This is a genomic window from Caballeronia sp. LZ019 (assembly GCF_031450825.1).
GTDB lineage: Bacteria > Pseudomonadota > Gammaproteobacteria > Burkholderiales > Burkholderiaceae > Caballeronia.
Genome location: NZ_JARTVZ010000005.1, coordinates 1,383,280 through 1,400,051 on the forward strand (window position 1 = coordinate 1,383,280; position 16,772 = coordinate 1,400,051).

At 64.4% G+C, this 16,772-nt stretch carries 17 protein-coding genes; 13 read left to right on the forward strand and 4 right to left on the reverse strand.

The genetic code is table 11. The annotated features are described in order from the left end of the window. Nucleotides 1–82: 82 nt before the first annotated feature. Nucleotides 83–688, reverse strand: a complete 606-nt coding sequence (locus P9255_RS19925; protein WP_309763547.1) for a DNA-3-methyladenine glycosylase I — start codon at nucleotides 686–688, stop codon at nucleotides 83–85. Nucleotides 689–798: 110 nt separating this feature from the next. On the opposite strand from P9255_RS19925, the gene P9255_RS19930 reads away from it, so the two are divergent. Both P9255_RS19930 and P9255_RS19935 read left to right on the forward strand, forming a co-directional pair. After that, nucleotides 799–1,728, forward strand: a complete 930-nt coding sequence (locus P9255_RS19930; protein ID WP_309763546.1) for a BadF/BadG/BcrA/BcrD ATPase family protein — start codon at nucleotides 799–801, stop codon at nucleotides 1,726–1,728. 27 nt (nucleotides 1,729–1,755) lie between these two features. Continuing rightward, nucleotides 1,756–2,583 carry a Cof-type HAD-IIB family hydrolase gene (locus tag P9255_RS19935; RefSeq protein WP_309763545.1) on the forward strand — a complete coding sequence of 276 codons (828 nt, stop codon included), beginning with the start codon at nucleotides 1,756–1,758 and terminating at the stop codon, nucleotides 2,581–2,583. A 51-nt stretch (nucleotides 2,584–2,634) separates the two neighbouring features. Here P9255_RS19935 and P9255_RS19940 read toward each other — a convergent pair whose 3' ends face one another. From P9255_RS19940 to P9255_RS19950, 3 genes are all read right to left on the reverse strand, one after another. Further along, nucleotides 2,635–2,928: a PXPV repeat protein gene (locus tag P9255_RS19940; protein ID WP_309763544.1), complete on the reverse strand. Its 294-nt coding sequence runs from the start codon at nucleotides 2,926–2,928 to the stop codon at nucleotides 2,635–2,637. A gap of 307 nt (nucleotides 2,929–3,235) precedes the next feature. Continuing rightward, nucleotides 3,236–3,964, reverse strand: a complete 729-nt coding sequence (aqpZ, locus tag P9255_RS19945; protein WP_309763543.1) for an aquaporin Z — start codon at nucleotides 3,962–3,964, stop codon at nucleotides 3,236–3,238. A 210-nt stretch (nucleotides 3,965–4,174) separates the two neighbouring features. Further along, on the reverse strand, nucleotides 4,175–5,236 hold the full coding sequence (locus P9255_RS19950) for a glycosyltransferase family 4 protein (RefSeq protein ID WP_309790319.1): 1,062 nt from the start codon (nucleotides 5,234–5,236) through the stop codon (nucleotides 4,175–4,177). A gap of 679 nt (nucleotides 5,237–5,915) precedes the next feature. Here P9255_RS19950 and flhD point away from each other — a divergent pair. The 11 genes from flhD to cheY all read left to right on the forward strand — a co-directional run bounded on the left by flhD (nucleotide 5,916) and on the right by cheY (nucleotide 16,771). Continuing rightward, nucleotides 5,916–6,221 carry a flagellar transcriptional regulator FlhD gene (gene flhD / locus P9255_RS19955; RefSeq protein ID WP_309790320.1) on the forward strand — a complete coding sequence of 102 codons (306 nt, stop codon included), beginning with the start codon at nucleotides 5,916–5,918 and terminating at the stop codon, nucleotides 6,219–6,221. A 161-nt stretch (nucleotides 6,222–6,382) separates the two neighbouring features. Beyond that, complete coding sequence (gene motA / locus P9255_RS19960) at nucleotides 6,383–7,243, forward strand: flagellar motor stator protein MotA (protein ID WP_309763540.1); 861 nt, start codon at nucleotides 6,383–6,385, stop codon at nucleotides 7,241–7,243. 7 nt (nucleotides 7,244–7,250) lie between these two features. After that, nucleotides 7,251–8,207, forward strand: coding sequence for a flagellar motor protein MotB (gene motB, locus P9255_RS19965; RefSeq protein ID WP_309763539.1), 957 nt, complete (start codon nucleotides 7,251–7,253; stop codon nucleotides 8,205–8,207). 76 nt (nucleotides 8,208–8,283) lie between these two features. Further along, nucleotides 8,284–8,661, forward strand: a complete 378-nt coding sequence (locus P9255_RS19970; protein WP_309763538.1) for a response regulator — start codon at nucleotides 8,284–8,286, stop codon at nucleotides 8,659–8,661. Between the two features lie 51 nt (nucleotides 8,662–8,712). Beyond that, nucleotides 8,713–10,953, forward strand: coding sequence for a chemotaxis protein CheA (gene cheA / locus P9255_RS19975; protein WP_309763537.1), 2,241 nt, complete (start codon nucleotides 8,713–8,715; stop codon nucleotides 10,951–10,953). Nucleotides 10,954–10,979: 26 nt separating this feature from the next. Then, nucleotides 10,980–11,495 (forward strand): chemotaxis protein CheW, encoded by a 516-nt coding sequence (gene cheW / locus P9255_RS19980; protein ID WP_035967113.1) that lies wholly within the window; start codon nucleotides 10,980–10,982, stop codon nucleotides 11,493–11,495. Nucleotides 11,496–11,535: 40 nt separating this feature from the next. Then, nucleotides 11,536–13,410 (forward strand): methyl-accepting chemotaxis protein, encoded by a 1,875-nt coding sequence (locus P9255_RS19985; protein ID WP_309763536.1) that lies wholly within the window; start codon nucleotides 11,536–11,538, stop codon nucleotides 13,408–13,410. 120 nt (nucleotides 13,411–13,530) lie between these two features. Beyond that, a complete protein-coding gene (locus P9255_RS19990) occupies nucleotides 13,531–14,466 on the forward strand; it encodes a CheR family methyltransferase (RefSeq protein ID WP_309763535.1) in 936 nt (311 codons plus the stop codon). Continuing rightward, nucleotides 14,463–15,227: a chemoreceptor glutamine deamidase CheD gene (gene cheD / locus P9255_RS19995; protein WP_309763534.1), complete on the forward strand. Its 765-nt coding sequence runs from the start codon at nucleotides 14,463–14,465 to the stop codon at nucleotides 15,225–15,227. The genes P9255_RS19990 and cheD overlap by 4 nt, the downstream gene beginning before the upstream one ends. Next, on the forward strand, nucleotides 15,224–16,321 hold the full coding sequence (locus P9255_RS20000; RefSeq protein ID WP_309763533.1) for a chemotaxis response regulator protein-glutamate methylesterase: 1,098 nt from the start codon (nucleotides 15,224–15,226) through the stop codon (nucleotides 16,319–16,321). The genes cheD and P9255_RS20000 overlap by 4 nt, the downstream gene beginning before the upstream one ends. A 54-nt stretch (nucleotides 16,322–16,375) precedes the next feature. After that, nucleotides 16,376–16,771 carry a chemotaxis response regulator CheY gene (gene cheY, locus P9255_RS20005; RefSeq protein WP_309790321.1) on the forward strand — a complete coding sequence of 132 codons (396 nt, stop codon included), beginning with the start codon at nucleotides 16,376–16,378 and terminating at the stop codon, nucleotides 16,769–16,771. Nucleotide 16,772: the final 1 nt, after the last annotated feature.

Consider the following 16,772-nt stretch of genomic DNA (forward strand, 5'->3'; position numbering starts at 1 on the left):
TGCTATCAGGACTTTCCCTCACGACGCGTTTTAGCGTCTCGCATGTTGCCAAAAAGCAAAAATTTGTAGGATCGGACGCGGCCTAATGTCCCGCCCCGGCGGCCGCTTTGCGCTTTGTCCTAGCTTTCGCACGCGACACGCAGTCGGCGGCGTGGTCGTTGACCATGCCGGTTGCCTGCATGAAGGCGTAGCAAATGGTCGTGCCGACGAACTTGCAGCCGTATTGCTTCAGCGCGCGGCTCATGGCGTCGGATTCCGGCGTCGATGCGGGCGTCGGGTTGCTGGCGTCGCGCGGGGTATCGATCGTTTCGCCATCGACGAACGACCACACGAACGCCGCGAATGAGCCGTGTTCGGCCTGGATACGCTGCACCGCGCGAGCATTGAGCACGGCGGACTGGATCTTCGCGCGATTCCGAACGATCCGCGCGTCGCCGACGATCCGCTCGACGTCGGCATCGGTGAAGCGCGCGACCGTGTCGATGTCGAAATCCGCGAACAGCGCGCGATAGCCGTCGCGCTTATTAAGAATGGTCGACCAAGAAAGGCCGGCCTGAGCGCCCTCCAGCACGAGCATTTCGAAGAGGTGGCGGTCGTCGCGCGAAGGCACGCCCCATTCGGTGTCGTGGTAGTGCGCCATGGCCGGCGTCATGGCCCAGGCGCAGCGGATCGGTTCGGTGTCGGTCATTTGGGAATCCTCGTTTTTTGACTGCGCCAGCATAGCCGAACGCCGTTGCCGCATGCCCTTTGCCATTCGGCTAATTGGCGCGCCGCATTCGCGCCGTTATGCTTGCGCCCATGAACACACTGACTTCGCAATTCAATGGATTTCTGCTCGGCATCGACGGCGGCGGAAGCGGCACGCGCGTGATCCTCGCCGATGCAAACGGCGTCGAACTGGCCCGTGCGAGCGGCGGCCCGTCGGGGCTCGGGTTGGGCGTCGAACGGGCGTGGCACGCCATCGGCGATGCCTGCGAGCGCGCGTTCGAAGCCGCCGCGCTGCCTTTCGACTGGCGCGCCTGCTCGATGGGCTGCGGGCTCGCGGGCGTCAACAACGCGCAATGGCTCGCGGCGTTTCTCGACATCGCGCCGCCGTTGCACGCGCTGAGCGTGGAAAGCGACGCGTACACGACCGTCATCGGCGCGCACGCGGGCGAGCCGGGCGTTGTCGTGGCGCTCGGGACGGGCAGCATCGCGGCGTCGCTGGACGAGGGCGGCGTCTGCCATATCGCCGGAGGCTACGGCTTTCCGAGCGGCGACGAAGCCAGCGGCGCGTGGCTCGGCCTGCGCGCGGTCGTCCACCTGCAGCAGGTGCTCGACGGCCGCGCCCCCGCAGACGACTGGTCCCGCGCGCTGCTCGCGCTGACCGGCGCGACGGATCGCGACAGTCTCGTCGTCTGGCTGTGCGCGTCGAATCAGACGGCGTATGCAACGCTCGCGCCGAGCGTCTTCGAGTACAGGCATCATCCGGCAGCTGCCCGATTGCTCGAACAGGCGGGGCGCGAAATTGAACTCCTCGTCGCCGCGCTCGATCCGGCCGGCACGCTGCCGGTTGCGCTGTGCGGCGGACTGGCCGCGCCATACGAACCTTTCGTGCCGGCGCTCGTTCGTGAACGGCTGCGCAAGCCCCGCGCCGATTCCGTCGCGGGCGCGCTGGAACTGGCGCGGCGCGCATCGTTGTCGCCGGGCACGGTCGCGCGGACAGGCGGCCGCGCCGCGATAAAATAGCCAGCTTCGCGCTCAAACAGGGCAGCCATGTATTCGGTCATCGCAACTGATCTCGACGGTACGCTTCTCAACAGCGACCACCAGCTCGATCCTTTCACCGCACAAACGCTGCGCACACTCGCGTCGCGCGGCGTGCCGGTCATCATCGCGACGGGACGGCATTATCGCGATGTCGCCGGTATACGCGACCTGCTCGGCGTCGACGCGTACCTGATCACGTCGAATGGCGCGCGCGTGCACGCACCCGGCGACGAAAACATCTACTCGCGCGATCTCGCGCCGGCTTTCGTGCGTCGTCTGGTGCAGCCGGATGTCGTGGGCGAGCACGGACGCGTGATCGTCAACCTGTTCGCCGACGACGCCTGGCTCATCGACCGCCACGCGCCGGAGCTGCTCGTCTTCCATCAGGATTCCGGCTTCAAGTACGAGGTGATGAACCTGCGCGAGCACGACGGCGAGAACATCGCGAAGGTGCTCTACATCGGCGAGCCGGCGGATCTCGCGTACACCGCCGCGAATCTGAAGCGCGAGTTCGGCGATTCCCTGTACGTCACGTACTCGCTGCCGGACTGCCTCGAAGTGATGACGTCGGATGTATCCAAAGGCCGCGCACTGCGTTACGTGCTCGAGCGGCTGGATATCGATCCCGCGCAGTGCGTCGCGTTCGGCGACAACATGAACGACATCGACTTGCTCGAAACAGCCGGGCATCCGTTCATGATGAACAACGCGAATCCGGACCTGATCGCGCGCTTGCCGAAGGTGCCGCGCATCGGCAACAACTTCGAAGCGGGCGTCGCGCATCAGCTGCGCAAGCTGTTCGATATCCGCGACGCAATCGCTTCGCCGCGGTGATGCTTCGCGAAGCGGCCGGCAATCGGCCGCTTCGCCCGGACCTTCGCGCGATCAGCCGCGGCGGTCCCAGTTGCCCGGCCGGCCATGATCCCAGCGCGCGCGGTTCCAGCGCCCGTTGTCATGGCCGTGGCGACCGTAGTCGCCACGCCAGCGCGGCTCCTCATGTCGCCACACCGGCGAGCGATACACCGGCGCAGCGGGACGCACATACACCGGCGCGGGCGCCGCATAGACCGGCGATCCGAGCGACACGCCGACGTGAAGATCCGTATGCGCCTGAGCGGCCCCGATGGCGCCTGCGACAAGGCCGGTTGCAACGAGCGTTTGAATGACGATGCGCTTCATGGTGTTTCTCCTGGAAGGCGACGTGTGTCGCACGAGTCCAATGTAAGCGCCCGCTGTCTTACACGCTTCGACGACTTGTTACCGTGTGCAAGCCGCGCGTAAGGGCGCAGATGCCGATCGTGAAGCCGCGAGCGCCTTGTCTGGCGGGCCTTCGGCGATGAAGCGCAATGTCTGCGGTGAAGTTATTAAGCGAATTGCGTAATGCGCCATTACATCTGTCGCGCGCTTTTAATGCGAAGTGCGCGACAGTCACGCGCAAAAGGAAACGGGCGCATAAGCGCCCGTTTCGTCGAATGGCTAAAGCAGCTTACTGCGCGACTGCACCGACCTTGCGCGCTTCGGATTCAGAAGTCAGCAGCGGATAAACAATGCCGGCGATAACCGCGCCCACGATCGGCGCAATCCAGAACAGCCAGAGCTGATCCAATGCCCAGCCGCCGACGAAGAACGCCTGGCCCGTCGAGCGCGCCGGGTTCACCGACGTATTCGTGACCGGAATCGAAATCAGGTGGATGAGCGTCAGGCACAGGCCGATGGCGATCGGCGCAAAGCCTTTCGGGGCGCGGTCGTCGGTGGCGCCGAGGATTACGAAGAGGAAGAAGAACGTCATCACGACTTCGCAGACGAGCGCCGCGAACATCGTGTAATGACCCGGCGAGTGCTCGCCGAAGCCGTTTGCCGCAAAGCCGCTTGCAAACAGATCGAAGCCCGGCGCGCCCGTCGCGATGAGCTTCAGCACGAACGCGCCGAGCGTCGCGCCGACGACTTGCGCGACGATGTACGGCGCGAGATCGCGCACCGGAAACCGGCCCGCGACCGTGAGGCCGATGCTGACCGCCGGGTTCAGGTGACAGCCGGAAACGTGGCCGATGGCGTAGGCCATGGTCAGCACGGTGAGGCCGAAGGCGAGCGACACGCCAGCCAGCCCGATGCCGACATGAGGAAAGGCCGCAGCCAGAACGGCGCTGCCGCAACCGCCCAGCACGAGCCAGAAAGTACCGAAAACTTCAGCGCCGAGACGCTTCGACAATTGCATGATCCAGCCCTGTGAAAGATGAAGATCGTTGATTTAACGCAAGAAAGCCGACTGCTTCTGCGGAGCGCAGTTTAAGCGCGGCTCTTTTCTCCAACTGTCAAAAATGGTCGATCGTTGCGCGGATCACAGGGCGCGCGGTTTGTCGGTACAAAAAGAAAATGCCGCCCGAATCGGGCGGCATTCCAGAGTGATGCCGAAAGCGGAAAGGCTTTAGCCCACGACCTGGCGCAACACCGGGCGCTTCGCGGCCTGCAGCATCGACGTGTAGGTGTCGACGTAGTTCTGCGCCATCGTCTTCGCGCTGAAACGGCGTTCGAATTGCGCGCGAATCTCGGTGCGCGACAGTTCGTCGATCCGGTGCAGCGCGCCCACCGCGCCTTGCACGTCTTCGCAGATGAAGCCGGTCACGCCATGATCGATCACTTCCGGCACCGACCCGCGATTGAAAGCGATCACCGGCGTGCCGCAAGCCATCGATTCGATCATCACGAGGCCGAACGGCTCGTTCCAGTCGATCGGGAACAGCAGCGCCTTTGCGCCCGACAGAAACTCCGGTTTCTGCGCCTCGTTGATCTCGCCGATGAACTCGACGTGCGCCTGCGACAGCAGCGGCTCGATGGTCGACTTGAAATAGTCCTGGTCGACCTTGTCCACCTTCGCCGCGATCTTCAGCGGCAGGCCGCTTTGCGCCGCGATCTTGATGGCGAGGTCGGCGCGCTTTTCGGGGCAAATGCGGCCCAGGAACGCGAGATATTCCGGCTTCTTGTGCGGCTGCGGGGTGAGCAGGTCGTCCGGCAGACCGTGGTAAACCGTGTTCAGCCAGTTGGCCTGCGGCAGCGGGCCACGCTGATTATCCGAGATGGAAATGACGTTCGCGTTCGTGAACGTGTTGAAGATCGGCTGAAGTTCGGGCAGATCGAGGCGGCCGTGCAGCGTCGTGACGAACGGCGTATCCATCTGCGAGAACAGCGGGAACGGCATGTAGTCGAGGTGGAAGTGCAGCACGTCGAACTCATGCGCGCGGCGGCGGACCGTTTCCAGCAGCAGCATATGCGGCGCGAGCGGATCGCGGATGGTCGGATCGAGTCGCAGCGCACGCGGCCAGGCCGCTTCGAGGGTCGCACGGGTTTGCGAATCGCCGCTTGCAAACAAGGTTACATCGTGGCCGAGGTTGACGAGCGCATCCGTCAGATAGGACACCACGCGCTCAGTGCCGCCGTAGAACTTCGGGGGGACTGCTTCGTGCAACGGTGCAATTTGTGCGATTCGCATATCGTGGTTCTCCAGTGTGGTCCGCGGCTGGCGGTTCGACGCCTCGGCGGTCCTTGCAAGGCAGCGGCGGAGTGGCGTTTCCGGCGTGACTCCGGCCCTGTGCAAAGCATTCGTATGAACATGCGATGAAGCCGGTCGAACGATGGACGCATGCCTTTCGGACGGGCGGCGCGGCTGCGGCAAGTTCGCCGCTCAGACCACCCGAAATCGGTTCCGGCTCTCGACCGGGTTATCCCTTACGTTCATTATCGGGATCGAGAGCGGCATTTCACGTCATTTTTCAATCGCTTAACGTTGTTACAGCGCGAAACAACGGCTGTTACGAAGTGAGAAATTGCACCGGCCCGAAGCGGTCGGGATGCAGACGACACGCAAGGAGCGCGGCGAGGCGTTCCATAGCACGTTCTGTTCCCGGATAACGCCCTCAAGTTCGCTTAGTTTTCCGCCGATAAACCCTCTGCCGACCAGCAAGCATCACGCTTCTGTACGAATTTTTCCTACACGATCGCGAGCGATATTCCGTCAGCCGGTCGGTATGTATGTCCGATATGCGAGTGAGCCGCGCCGGGCGACAATCGGCCGACACATTATTGCGGGGCCGGATGCGCCGTTTTTTTGACGCATTCGAGCAAACGTTTCCCGCCGGCCTGACCAGCCACGAATCGACTCGGGGAAGAGGATGACGGCCACCAATACGGGCGTGCTCGCGGAGATCCGCGAGGTGAATCTGTCGTACTTGCTGCTCGCGCAGCGGCTGCTGCAGGAAGATCGCGTCGCGGCGATGTTTCGCCTCGGCTTGTCGGAGCGCGTCGCCGAAGTCCTGTCGGCGCTGACGCCGGCGCAGGCGCTGAAGGTAGCGTCGTGGAGCCATCTGCTGTGCCGCTTCCGGTTCGACGATCACGTGGTGCTCTCTTCGCTCGCGGACAAGGGAAAGGCGGCGGCCGTTTCTCAACCCGCCGACGCTCCCGTCGCGCACATCGCCTGAACGCACCGCCGCGCCGACAGCAAGACGGCGCGCGCACCGCCGCGCCATCGCGCCGCACGCCTCGCGGCGCCCCCGCCTCAAAGTTTTCTTCCCTCATGCCGTAAACATCCTTAACCGCGCACTCACGCCGGTCATCCGCATCAGAACCCGAGGACTTGCCCGTGCTGATCTTTGTTGGAACGCTCGTGACCTTGCTGTCCGTTTTCGGCGGTTACGCGCTCGAAGGCGGCCACCTCGGCGCGCTCGTGCAGCCGGTCGAAATCCTGATGATCGCGGGCGCCGGCGTCGGCGCGTTCATCCTCGGCAACGGAATGAAGACGATCAAGGCGACGCTGCTCGTCATTCCTACGCTGTTCAAGGGCTCCAAGTACAACAAGGACGTGTACATGGAGCTGATGGGCCTGCTGTACGTGCTGCTCGCCAAGGCGCGCAAGGAAGGCACGCTCACGCTCGAAGCCGACATCGACGATCCCGGCAAGAGCCCCATCTTCAGCCAGTACCCGAAGATTCTCGCGGACCATCACATCGTCGAATTCATGACGGACTATCTGCGCCTGATGGTCGGCGGCAACATGAATGCGTTCGAAATCGAGAGCCTGATGGACGAGGAGATCGAAACGCATCACGTCGAAGGCGAAGCACCCGCGCAGGCGCTCTCGAAAGTGGGCGATGCGATGCCCGCGTTCGGCATCGTCGCGGCCGTGATGGGCGTCGTGCACACGATGGCGTCCGCCGATCAGCCGCCCGCGATTCTCGGCGAGATGATCGCGCAGGCGCTCGTCGGCACGTTCCTCGGCATCCTGCTGTCGTACGGCTTCATCGCGCCGCTCGCGAACATCGCGGAGCAGCGCGTCGCCGAGCAGACGAAGATGTTCCAGTGCATCAAGGTGACGATCCTCGCGAGCCTCAACGGCTACGCGCCCGCGATCGCAGTCGAGTTCGGCCGCAAGGTGCTGTTCTCGACGGAGCGCCCGTCGTTCTCCGAACTCGAAGAACACGTGCGCCGCGTGAAGGCGAAGTGACGACATCATGAGCAGCGAAAAGGATCGCCCGATCTTCATCAAGCGTGTCGTCGGCCGTGGCGCGAAGGGGCATCACGGCGGCGCGTGGAAGCTCGCCTATGCCGACTTCATGACCGCGATGATGGCGTTTTTCCTGCTGATGTGGCTGCTGTCGTCCACGTCGCCGGTGCAGCGTCGAGGAATCGCCGAGTACTTCAACATGCCGCTGAAGGCGGCGATGGTCGGCGGCAAGACTGTCGGCATGGACAACAGCATCATCGAGGGCGGCGGGCGCGATCTGTCCAGCCAGGAGGCGGGCACCATGCGCACGACCGACAGCCGCACGCCGCGCGCCGAACCGGACGACGAAGCGCTCAGGCAGGCGACGACCGAGCTCGAGCGGCGCGAACAGGTGCGCCTGCACGATCTGCAGGTGAAGCTGATGGCGGCGATCGAAGCGAACCCGACGCTGCAGCAGTTCAAGCAGCAGATACGCATCGAATCGACGCAGCAGGGCTTGCGCATCGAAATCGTCGATACCCAGAAGCGCCCGATGTTCGCACTCTCCAGCGATACGGTGCAGCCCTACATGCGCGACATCCTGCGCGAAATCGGCCGCACGCTGAACGACGTGCCGAACCGCATCGTCGTGCAGGGACATACCGACGCCGTGAAGTACGCGGGCGGCGAAAAGGGCTACAGCAACTGGGAATTGTCGGCGGATCGCGCGAACGCGTCGCGGCGCGAGCTGATCGCGGGCGGCATGGACGAAGCCAAAGTGCTGCGCGTGCTCGGCCTCGCATCGACGCAGAACCTCAACAGGCAGAATCCGCTCGATCCCGAAAACCGGCGCATCAGCGTGATCGTGCTCAATCACCGGTCCGAAGCCGCGATGCTGCGCGACGACGGCGCGCCCGGCGCGGTATTCGACAACGCCCCGGCGAAACCGGGCGCCGCGCCGCTTGTCGGCAAGCTCGCGAATTAAGCGCTATCGCGTCAAAAAAACGCTCAAGACTCCACACGTTTTGGCCGTCATCAGGGCAAGACCGCGAGACACACACATGATCAAGAACATTCTGGCAATCGACGATTCCGCCGCCATGCGGCAAATCCTCTCCGCCACGCTGACGACAGCGGGCTACGAGGTGACCGTGGCGTCGGACGGCAACGAAGGACTCGAATGGGCGCTCGCCGAGCGCTTCGATCTCGTGCTCACGGACCACCACATGCCGAAGAAGAGCGGGCTCGATCTGATCGTCGAATTGCGGGCGAATCCCGCTTACACGGCGACGCCGATCCTCGTGCTCACGACGGAAGACGGCGAGCCGTTCAAGGACGCGGCGCGGGCCGCGGGCGCGACGGGCTGGATCGAGAAGCCGCTCGATCCGGACCTGCTGACCGAAGTGGTCGCGGCGATCTCGCAGAACACGCAGCACTAAAGCGAAAGCAGAAGACAACCCGCGCACGCACGCGCCGATGGTGACACAAGCATGACACTCGACATTACCCAGTTCTATCAAACCTTCTTCGACGAAGCCGATGAACTGCTCGCGCAGATGGAGCAACTGCTGCTCGTTCTGGATATCGCGAATCCCGATCCCGAGGATCTCGCGGCGATCTTCCGCGCGGCGCATTCCATCAAGGGCGGCGCGGCGACCTTCGGCTTCACGGCGCTCACCGAAACGACGCACATCCTCGAATCGCTGCTCGATCGCGCACGCAACAACGAGCTCGTTCTGCGCCGCGACATGATCGACACCTTCCTCGCGACGAAGGACGTGCTCTCCGATCAGCTCGCCGCGTATCGCGCGAGCGAGGACCCGGATGCGGCCGCCGCCGCCGCGATCTGCGCGAAGCTCGAACGGCTCAAGAACGAAGACGCCGGGCAGCAAGGCGGCGCGGTCGCGGAACCGCAAGCGCTGGCAGCGCTTTCGCAAACAGAACCGGCGCCGGCTTACGAAGGCCCGAACGCACCGCCTGCGCACGTGCTGGCACAGGCCGCCGAAGCGATCGAAGACGACGGCAACTGGGATGGCGCATTCGAACTCGCCGACGGCGCGACGGGATCGACGAATGAAGGAACCGCAGCGGATGCATCGGCTGCGGCAGCAGGACCCCACCTGAAAATTACGCTACGGGGGGTGGGCGAGAAGGACCTGGCGACTTTGACCGAGGAGCTGGGGAACCTGGGCAGCATCGTCGGAGAGAAAAAGACGGACGCCGAACTCGTGCTATGGCTCGAGTCAGACGTCTCCGCCGACGACATCGTGGCTGTGTGCTGCTTCGTGATCGATGAATCGCAGATCACGATCGGCCGGGGCGACGCGCACGAAAGCGCGCCTCCGGCCGCGGAGCAGCAGACGCCACGGGCTCAGCCGGTCGTATCGCAGGCGCAGGACGCGCCCGCATCCGCGGCAGAGCAGAAGGACGAGGAAACGGCGAAGGCGGCGGTGAACGTGGCCGCCGCCATCCCGTCATCGAGCGAAAAACAGAAGACCGCATCGGGCGACGCCGAGAAGAAGGCGCGCCCGGCCGCGGCGGCATCGGCGGAAGGCAGCTCGATTCGCGTCGGCGTGGAGAAGGTCGACCAGCTCATCAACCTCGTGGGCGAACTCGTCATCACGCAGGCGATGCTGGCGGAAACCACGAGCGCGTTCGACCCCGCCCTGCACGACCGTCTTTTCAACGGCATGGCGCAGCTCGAACGCAACGCGCGCGATCTGCAAGAGGCCGTCATGTCCATCCGCATGATGCCGATGGACTACGTATTCAGCCGCTTCCCGCGCCTCGTGCGCGATATTGCCGGCAAGCTCGGCAAGGATGTGGAACTCGTCACGTTCGGTCAGGCGACCGAGCTCGACAAGAGCCTGATCGAGCGCATCATCGATCCGCTCACGCACCTCGTGCGCAATTCGCTCGATCACGGCATCGAGACCGTGGAAGCGCGCCGCTCGGCGGGCAAGCCCGCGACCGGGCAGCTCGTGCTGTCGGCGGCGCATCACGGCGGCAACATCGTCATTGAAGTGAGCGACGACGGCGCGGGCCTGCGCCGCGACAAGATTCTCGCGAAGGCGCAGAAGCAGGGCATGCAGGTCAGCGAATCGATGAGCGACGAAGAAGTGTGGCAGCTCATCTTCATGCCGGGCTTTTCGACCGCCGAGCAGGTCACCGATATCTCCGGGCGCGGCGTCGGCATGGACGTGGTGAAGCGCAACATCCAGTCGATGGGCGGCCACGTCGAAATCATGTCGCGTCAGGGCGCGGGCACGACCACGAAGATCGTGCTGCCGCTCACGCTCGCGATTCTCGACGGCATGTCGGTGAAGGTCGGCAACGAAATCTTCATTCTGCCGCTCAACTTCGTGATGGAGTCGCTGCAGCCCGTCGCCGAGGACATCTACACGGTAGCCAACGGCGAGCGCGTGGTGCGCGTGCGCGGTGAATACCTGCCGCTCGTCGCGCTGCATTCGGTGTTCGATGTCGAAGGCGCGCGCACGGAGCCGACGCAGGGCATCGTCACGATCCTGCAGACCGAAGGACGGCGCATGGCCATGCTGATCGACGAACTCGTCGGCCAGCAGCAAGTTGTCGTGAAGAACCTCGAAACGAATTACCGCAAAGTGCACGGCATTTCCGCCGCGACCATTCTGGGCGATGGCAGCGTCGCGCTGATCGTTGACGTCGCCGCGCTCAATCGCGAATCGCGGGCGCAGCACTCGCATACCCACTAAACATACGACCGACTCTGGGGATTCTCATGGCAGACATCCAATCGACTCAAGCCGCTCTTTCGCGCCGCGATGCGCAGCACGCCGAAGCAGCGGGACAGGAATTCCTCGTGTTCACGCTGGGCGCCGAGGAATACGGCATCGACATCCTGAAGGTGCAGGAGATTCGCGGCTACGACAGCGTCACGCGCATTGCGAATGCGCCGGCGTTCATCAAGGGCGTGATCAATCTGCGCGGCATCATCGTGCCGATCGTGGACATGCGTATCAAGTTCAATCTCGGCCGCGTCGAGTACGACAACCAGACGGTCGTCATCATCCTGAACGTCGCGCATCGCGTGGTCGGCATGGTGGTCGACGGCGTGTCCGACGTGCTCACGCTCACGCAGGAGCAGGTGATGCCCGCCCCGGAATTCGGCGCGACGCTCACGTCGGAATATCTCACCGGGCTCGGCACGGTGGATGGCCGCATGCTGATCCTGATGGATATCGAAAAGCTCATGACCAGCCGCGAGATGGAGTTGATCGACTCCGTCGCCGCGTAAGTAAAGCACTCGCACGCGTCGCGGGCCAAGGAAAGAAGCCATGCTCAAGAAGTTGTCGATCCGCACGACGCTCACGCTCGTCGGTCTGTTGTTCGTCGGTTGTTCGGCCATCATCGGCGCGCTGTCGCTCGTCGGCCTGAGTTCCGCGAGCGCCTCGCTTGCGTCGCTCGCGCAGGAAGACATGGTCGCCATGCGCGCGTTGTCGGAAACGTCGTCGTACCTGCTGCGCGCGCGCATCACGCTGGATCGCGTGCGCTCGCTCGCCGAAGCGGGCAACGAGGCGGAAGCGAAGAAGGCCCTGGACCGCGGCCAGTATCTGCTCGACAAGAGCGATGAGAACTGGAAGCTGTACCTGGGCACGAACAAGCCGATGCTGCCGAAAGAGACGCTCGATGCGCTCGTCACGCAGCACGATGCGCTGATGAAAACCGGCGTCGAACCGGAATTCGCCGCGATCCGCGCGAACGACATGGCCGCGTACCACGCGATCGCCGACACGAAGATCAGCCCGATGTTCGTCGCGTTCGATCAGGCCATGACCGCCGCAGTCGCGTTCCAGCAGAAACATGCGGAGCAATCCCGCGCGAGCGCATCGGCGGAAAACGCGACGCTGATCGTCGTCATCGGCGGGCTGCTCGGCTTGTCCGTGCTGATCCTGATCGGCACGCGCTTCGCGCTCGGCGGGCTCATTGTCAAGCCGATCAACGAAGCCGTCGAGCACTTCGAGCGCATGTCGCGCGGCGACCTGACGAGAGCCGCGCATTCGGACAGCCACAACGAAATCGGGCGTCTGTTCGCGGGCATCGAACAGATGCGCGCCAATCTCACGACGATGGTCGGCGCGGTGCATCGCGGCGCGGAATCGATCGATGTCGGCGCGCACGAAATCGCGAGCGGCAACACGGATCTGTCGCAGCGCACGGAAGAGCAGGCGGCGTCGCTGCAGGAAACGGCGTCGAGCATGGAAGAACTCACGAGCACGGTGAAGCAGAACGCGGACAACGCGCGTCAGGCGAGCCAGCTCGCGGTGAACGCATCGGATATCGCGTCGCGCGGCGGCCAGGTCGTCGAGCAGGTCGTCGATACGATGAACGCCATCGCGTCGAGTTCGAGCAAGGTCGTGGACATCATCGGCGTGATCGAAGGCATCGCGTTCCAGACCAACATTCTCGCGTTGAACGCCGCGGTCGAAGCGGCGCGCGCAGGCGAGGAAGGACGCGGCTTCGCGGTTGTCGCGGGCGAAGTGCGATCGCTCGCGCAACGCAGCGCGGCGGCGGCGAAAGAAATCAAGGCGCTGATTGGCGATTCCGCCGACAAGGTGCAAAGCGGCTCGGAACTCGTCACGCGCGCTGGCGAAACCATGGGCGAGATCGTCCAGGCGGTGCGCCGCGTGACCGACATCATGGGCGAGATCAGCGCGGCATCGGAAGAGCAGTCCGACGGCATCGAGCAGGTCAATCGCGCCGTCACGCAGATGGACAGCGTGACGCAGCAGAACGCGGCGCTCGTCGAAGAGGCGGCGGCGGCTGCCGCATCGCTCGAAGAGCAGACGCGGCAGCTGAAGGGCGTCGTCGGGCAATGGCGCATCGACGGCGCGGCGGTGCCGGCGCGGCCGAGCGCATCCGTGGCGGCGTCGCGGCTGGCATCGCCTGCGACGAAGCCGGCGCGCGTGGAGCCGGTGTCGGCTGCTGCTGCGCCGGCCGCGGCCGCAAAGCCGGTGAAAGCGCCGGTCGCCGCAAAAGTTTCGCAAGAGCCTAACGTCGCGGCGGATACGGCCGTTATCAAGGATAAGAGCCGCGATGCAAGCAAGCCCGCGAGCGTCGCGAAACCCGCGCCGCGAGCAAGCGCACCGGCTGCAAACGCGCCGCGCGCGAAGGCCGCCACCGCCGACGACGGCGACTGGGAAACCTTCTGAGGCATCACCGCTGCAGCAAGGCAAGCAAGCGAACGACCCCGGCGCGCGGTAAAGAGGCGAGCGTCGAGCAAGCCTCAGGCAAGCGTCGATGACGACGCCAGTAAAGCACGAGACATCATCATGGCAACGCCGAACGCAAACAAGGCACGCGTCGAACTCGCCGGGGGCATACGCGGTCCGGAAGTCGAGCGCGACTTCGAATTCACCGTGACCGACTTCGCCCGCATCCGCGAGCTGATTCATCGCCGCGCGGGCATCTCGCTGTCGGACCACAAGCGCGACATGGCCTACAGCCGGCTCGCCCGCCGCCTGCGCGCATGCGGTCTCGATACCTTCAAGGAGTATCTGGACCGTCTCGAATCCAACGACGACAGCGCCGAGTGGGAAGCCTTCGTCAACGCGCTGACGACCAACCTCACCGCGTTCTTCCGCGAGTCGCATCACTTTCCGATCCTCGCGGACTTCGCGAAGCGCCGGCAGCAGCCGGTGTCGGTGTGGTGCTCGGCGGCATCGACGGGCGAGGAGCCGTATTCGATCGCGATGACGCTCGTCGAAGCACTCGGCGAACAGGCCGCGCGTCACTGCACGGTGTACGCGAGCGATATCGACAGCCAGGTGCTCGCCAGGGCCGATGCGGGCGTGTATTCGCTCGATCAGGTGAAGGCGATGCCCGTGGAGCGTCTCAAGCGCTTTTTTCTGAAGGGCAAGGGCGCGCAAGCGGGGCTCGTGAAAGTGCGCCCGGAGTTGCGCGCGATGGTGAACTTCGGCCGCGTCAACCTGACCGACGCGCGCTACGACGTCAAAGGTCCGTTCGACGCGATCTTCTGCCGCAACGTGATGATCTACTTCGACAAGCCGACGCAAGGCCAGGTGCTTTCGCGCTTCGAGCCGCTGATGAAGCCGGGCGGCCTGCTGTTCGCGGGCCATTCGGAGAACTTCACGTATGTGTCGCAGGCGTTCAGGCTGCGCGGACAGACCGTCTACGAACTGACGCGCGACACGAAGCCGGCCGGGGTGGCGAAGCCGGCGCGCGTGCTCGCCGGAGAGCCGGCATGAGCGGGCTGCCGATCGCGTCGAATCTGTATTTCGACAACCACTTCAAGAAGCCGGGCGTGAAGCTCCTGCCGAACGAGTTCTACATGACGAGCGAGGACATGGTGCTCGTGACCGTGCTCGGCTCGTGCGTGGCGGCGTGCATCAACGACCGCACGGCGGGCATCGGCGGAATGAATCACTTCATGCTGCCCGACGACGGCTCCGATCCGTCGCACGCATCGTCCGATTCGATGCGCTACGGCGCCTACGCGATGGAAGTGCTCATCAACGAACTCATCAAGCGCGGCGGGCGGCGCGAGCGTTTCGAAGCCAAGGTATTCGGCGGCGGCGCGGTGCTCGCGGGCATGACGACGATCAACATCGGCGATCGCAACTCGGAATTCGTGCGCCGCTATCTCGCGCTGGAGAAGATTCGCATCGTCGCCGAGGACTTGCAGGGCATGTATCCGCGCAAGGTCGCGTTCATGCCGCGCACGGGCCAGGTGATGGTCAAGAAGCTGAAGACGCAGCACGATCCGGTCGTCGTCGAACGCGAGCAGGCGCTCGTCAGGCGCACGCCGGAAGAGCGCGCCGACCGGCTCGCGAAAGCGCGTGCGCGCGTCGAACTGTTCAATGTCGATCGCACGAAGGGCAAGCCGCGTGTCGAGCTTTTCGGCGCGAATGCAGCAAGCGCTGCGAGCCCGACGGTGCGCAAGCCGCGTGTCGAACTGTTCGGCGCATCGAGCGTTCTGCGCGGCATCAAGACGACGGAGGAAGCATGAACGGCACGCCGAACACCCCGAAGATCAAGGTGCTGTGCGTCGACGACTCGGCGCTCGTGCGCAGTCTGATGACGGAAATCATCAACTCGCAGCCCGACATGCACGTGTGCGCGACCGCGCCCGATCCGCTCGTCGCGCGTGAACTGATCAAGCTGCACAACCCGGATGTGCTGACGCTCGATGTCGAAATGCCGCGCATGGACGGCCTCGACTTCCTGGAGAAGCTGATGCGCCTGCGGCCGATGCCGGTCGTCATGGTGTCGTCGCTGACCGAGCGCGGCAACGAAATCACGCTGCGCGCGCTGGAACTCGGCGCGGTGGATTTCGTGACGAAGCCGAAGGTGGGCATTCGCGACGGCATGCTCGACTACGCCGAGAAACTCGCCGACAAGGTGCGGGCGGCGTCGCGGGCGCGCGTGCGGCAAACGACGCACGTGGCCGCCGCATCGGCGCATGCCGCGCCGAAGGCATCGCCGCATCTGAACAATCCGCTCGTCTCGACCGAGAAGCTCGTAATCGTCGGCGCATCGACGGGCGGAACGGAAGCGATCCGCGAAGTGCTCGTGCCGCTGCCGCCCGATGCGCCTGCCGTGATGATCGCGCAGCACATGCCGCCGGGCTTCACGAAGTCGTTCGCGCAGCGCCTGAACGGGCTGTGCCGCATCGCGGTGAAGGAAGCGGAGCACGGCGAGCGCGTCTTGCCGGGCCATGCGTATATTGCGCCGGGCCACGCGCACCTCGTGCTCGCGCGGAGCGGGGCGAACTACGTCGCGCATCTTTCCGATGCGGCGCCGGTGAACCGGCATCGGCCGTCGGTGGATGTGCTGTTCCGTTCGGCGGCGCAGCACGCGGGCAAGAACGCGATCGGCGTGATCCTGACCGGCATGGGCCGCGACGGGGCGGCGGGCCTGCTCGAGATGCAGCAGGCGGGCGCGTACACGCTCGCACAGGACGAAGCGAGTTGCGTGGTGTTCGGCATGCCGCGCGAAGCGATTGCAATGGGCGGCGCGAGCGAAATCGCGCCGCTGTCTGAAATGAGCCGCCGCGTGATGGCGCGGCTGGCGTCGATGGGCGACCGCGTACAGCGCGTCTGATTTTTTCGATTGAATGTGCGGCGTCGCCGCGTTGAAGAACACAAGGGAGTAGTGATGGACAAGAACATGAAGATCCTCGTCGTCAACGATTTTCCGACGATGCGTCGTATCGTGCGCAATCTGCTGAAGGAACTCGGCTATTCGAACGTCGACGAAGCGGAAGACGGCGCGGCGGGTCTTGCGCGTCTGCGTGGCGGCGGCTTCGACTTCGTGATTTCCGACTGGAACATGCCGAACCTCGACGGCCTCTCGATGCTGCAGCAGATTCGCGCGGACGCGGCGCTGTCGCATCTGCCGGTGCTGATGGTGACGGCGGAATCGAAGAAGGAGAACATCATCGCGGCGGCGCAGGCGGGCGCGAATGGTTATGTGGTGAAGCCGTTCACGGCTGCCACGCTCGACGAGAAGCTCACCAAGATTCTCGAGAAGATGGCCAAAACCGGGAGCTGAT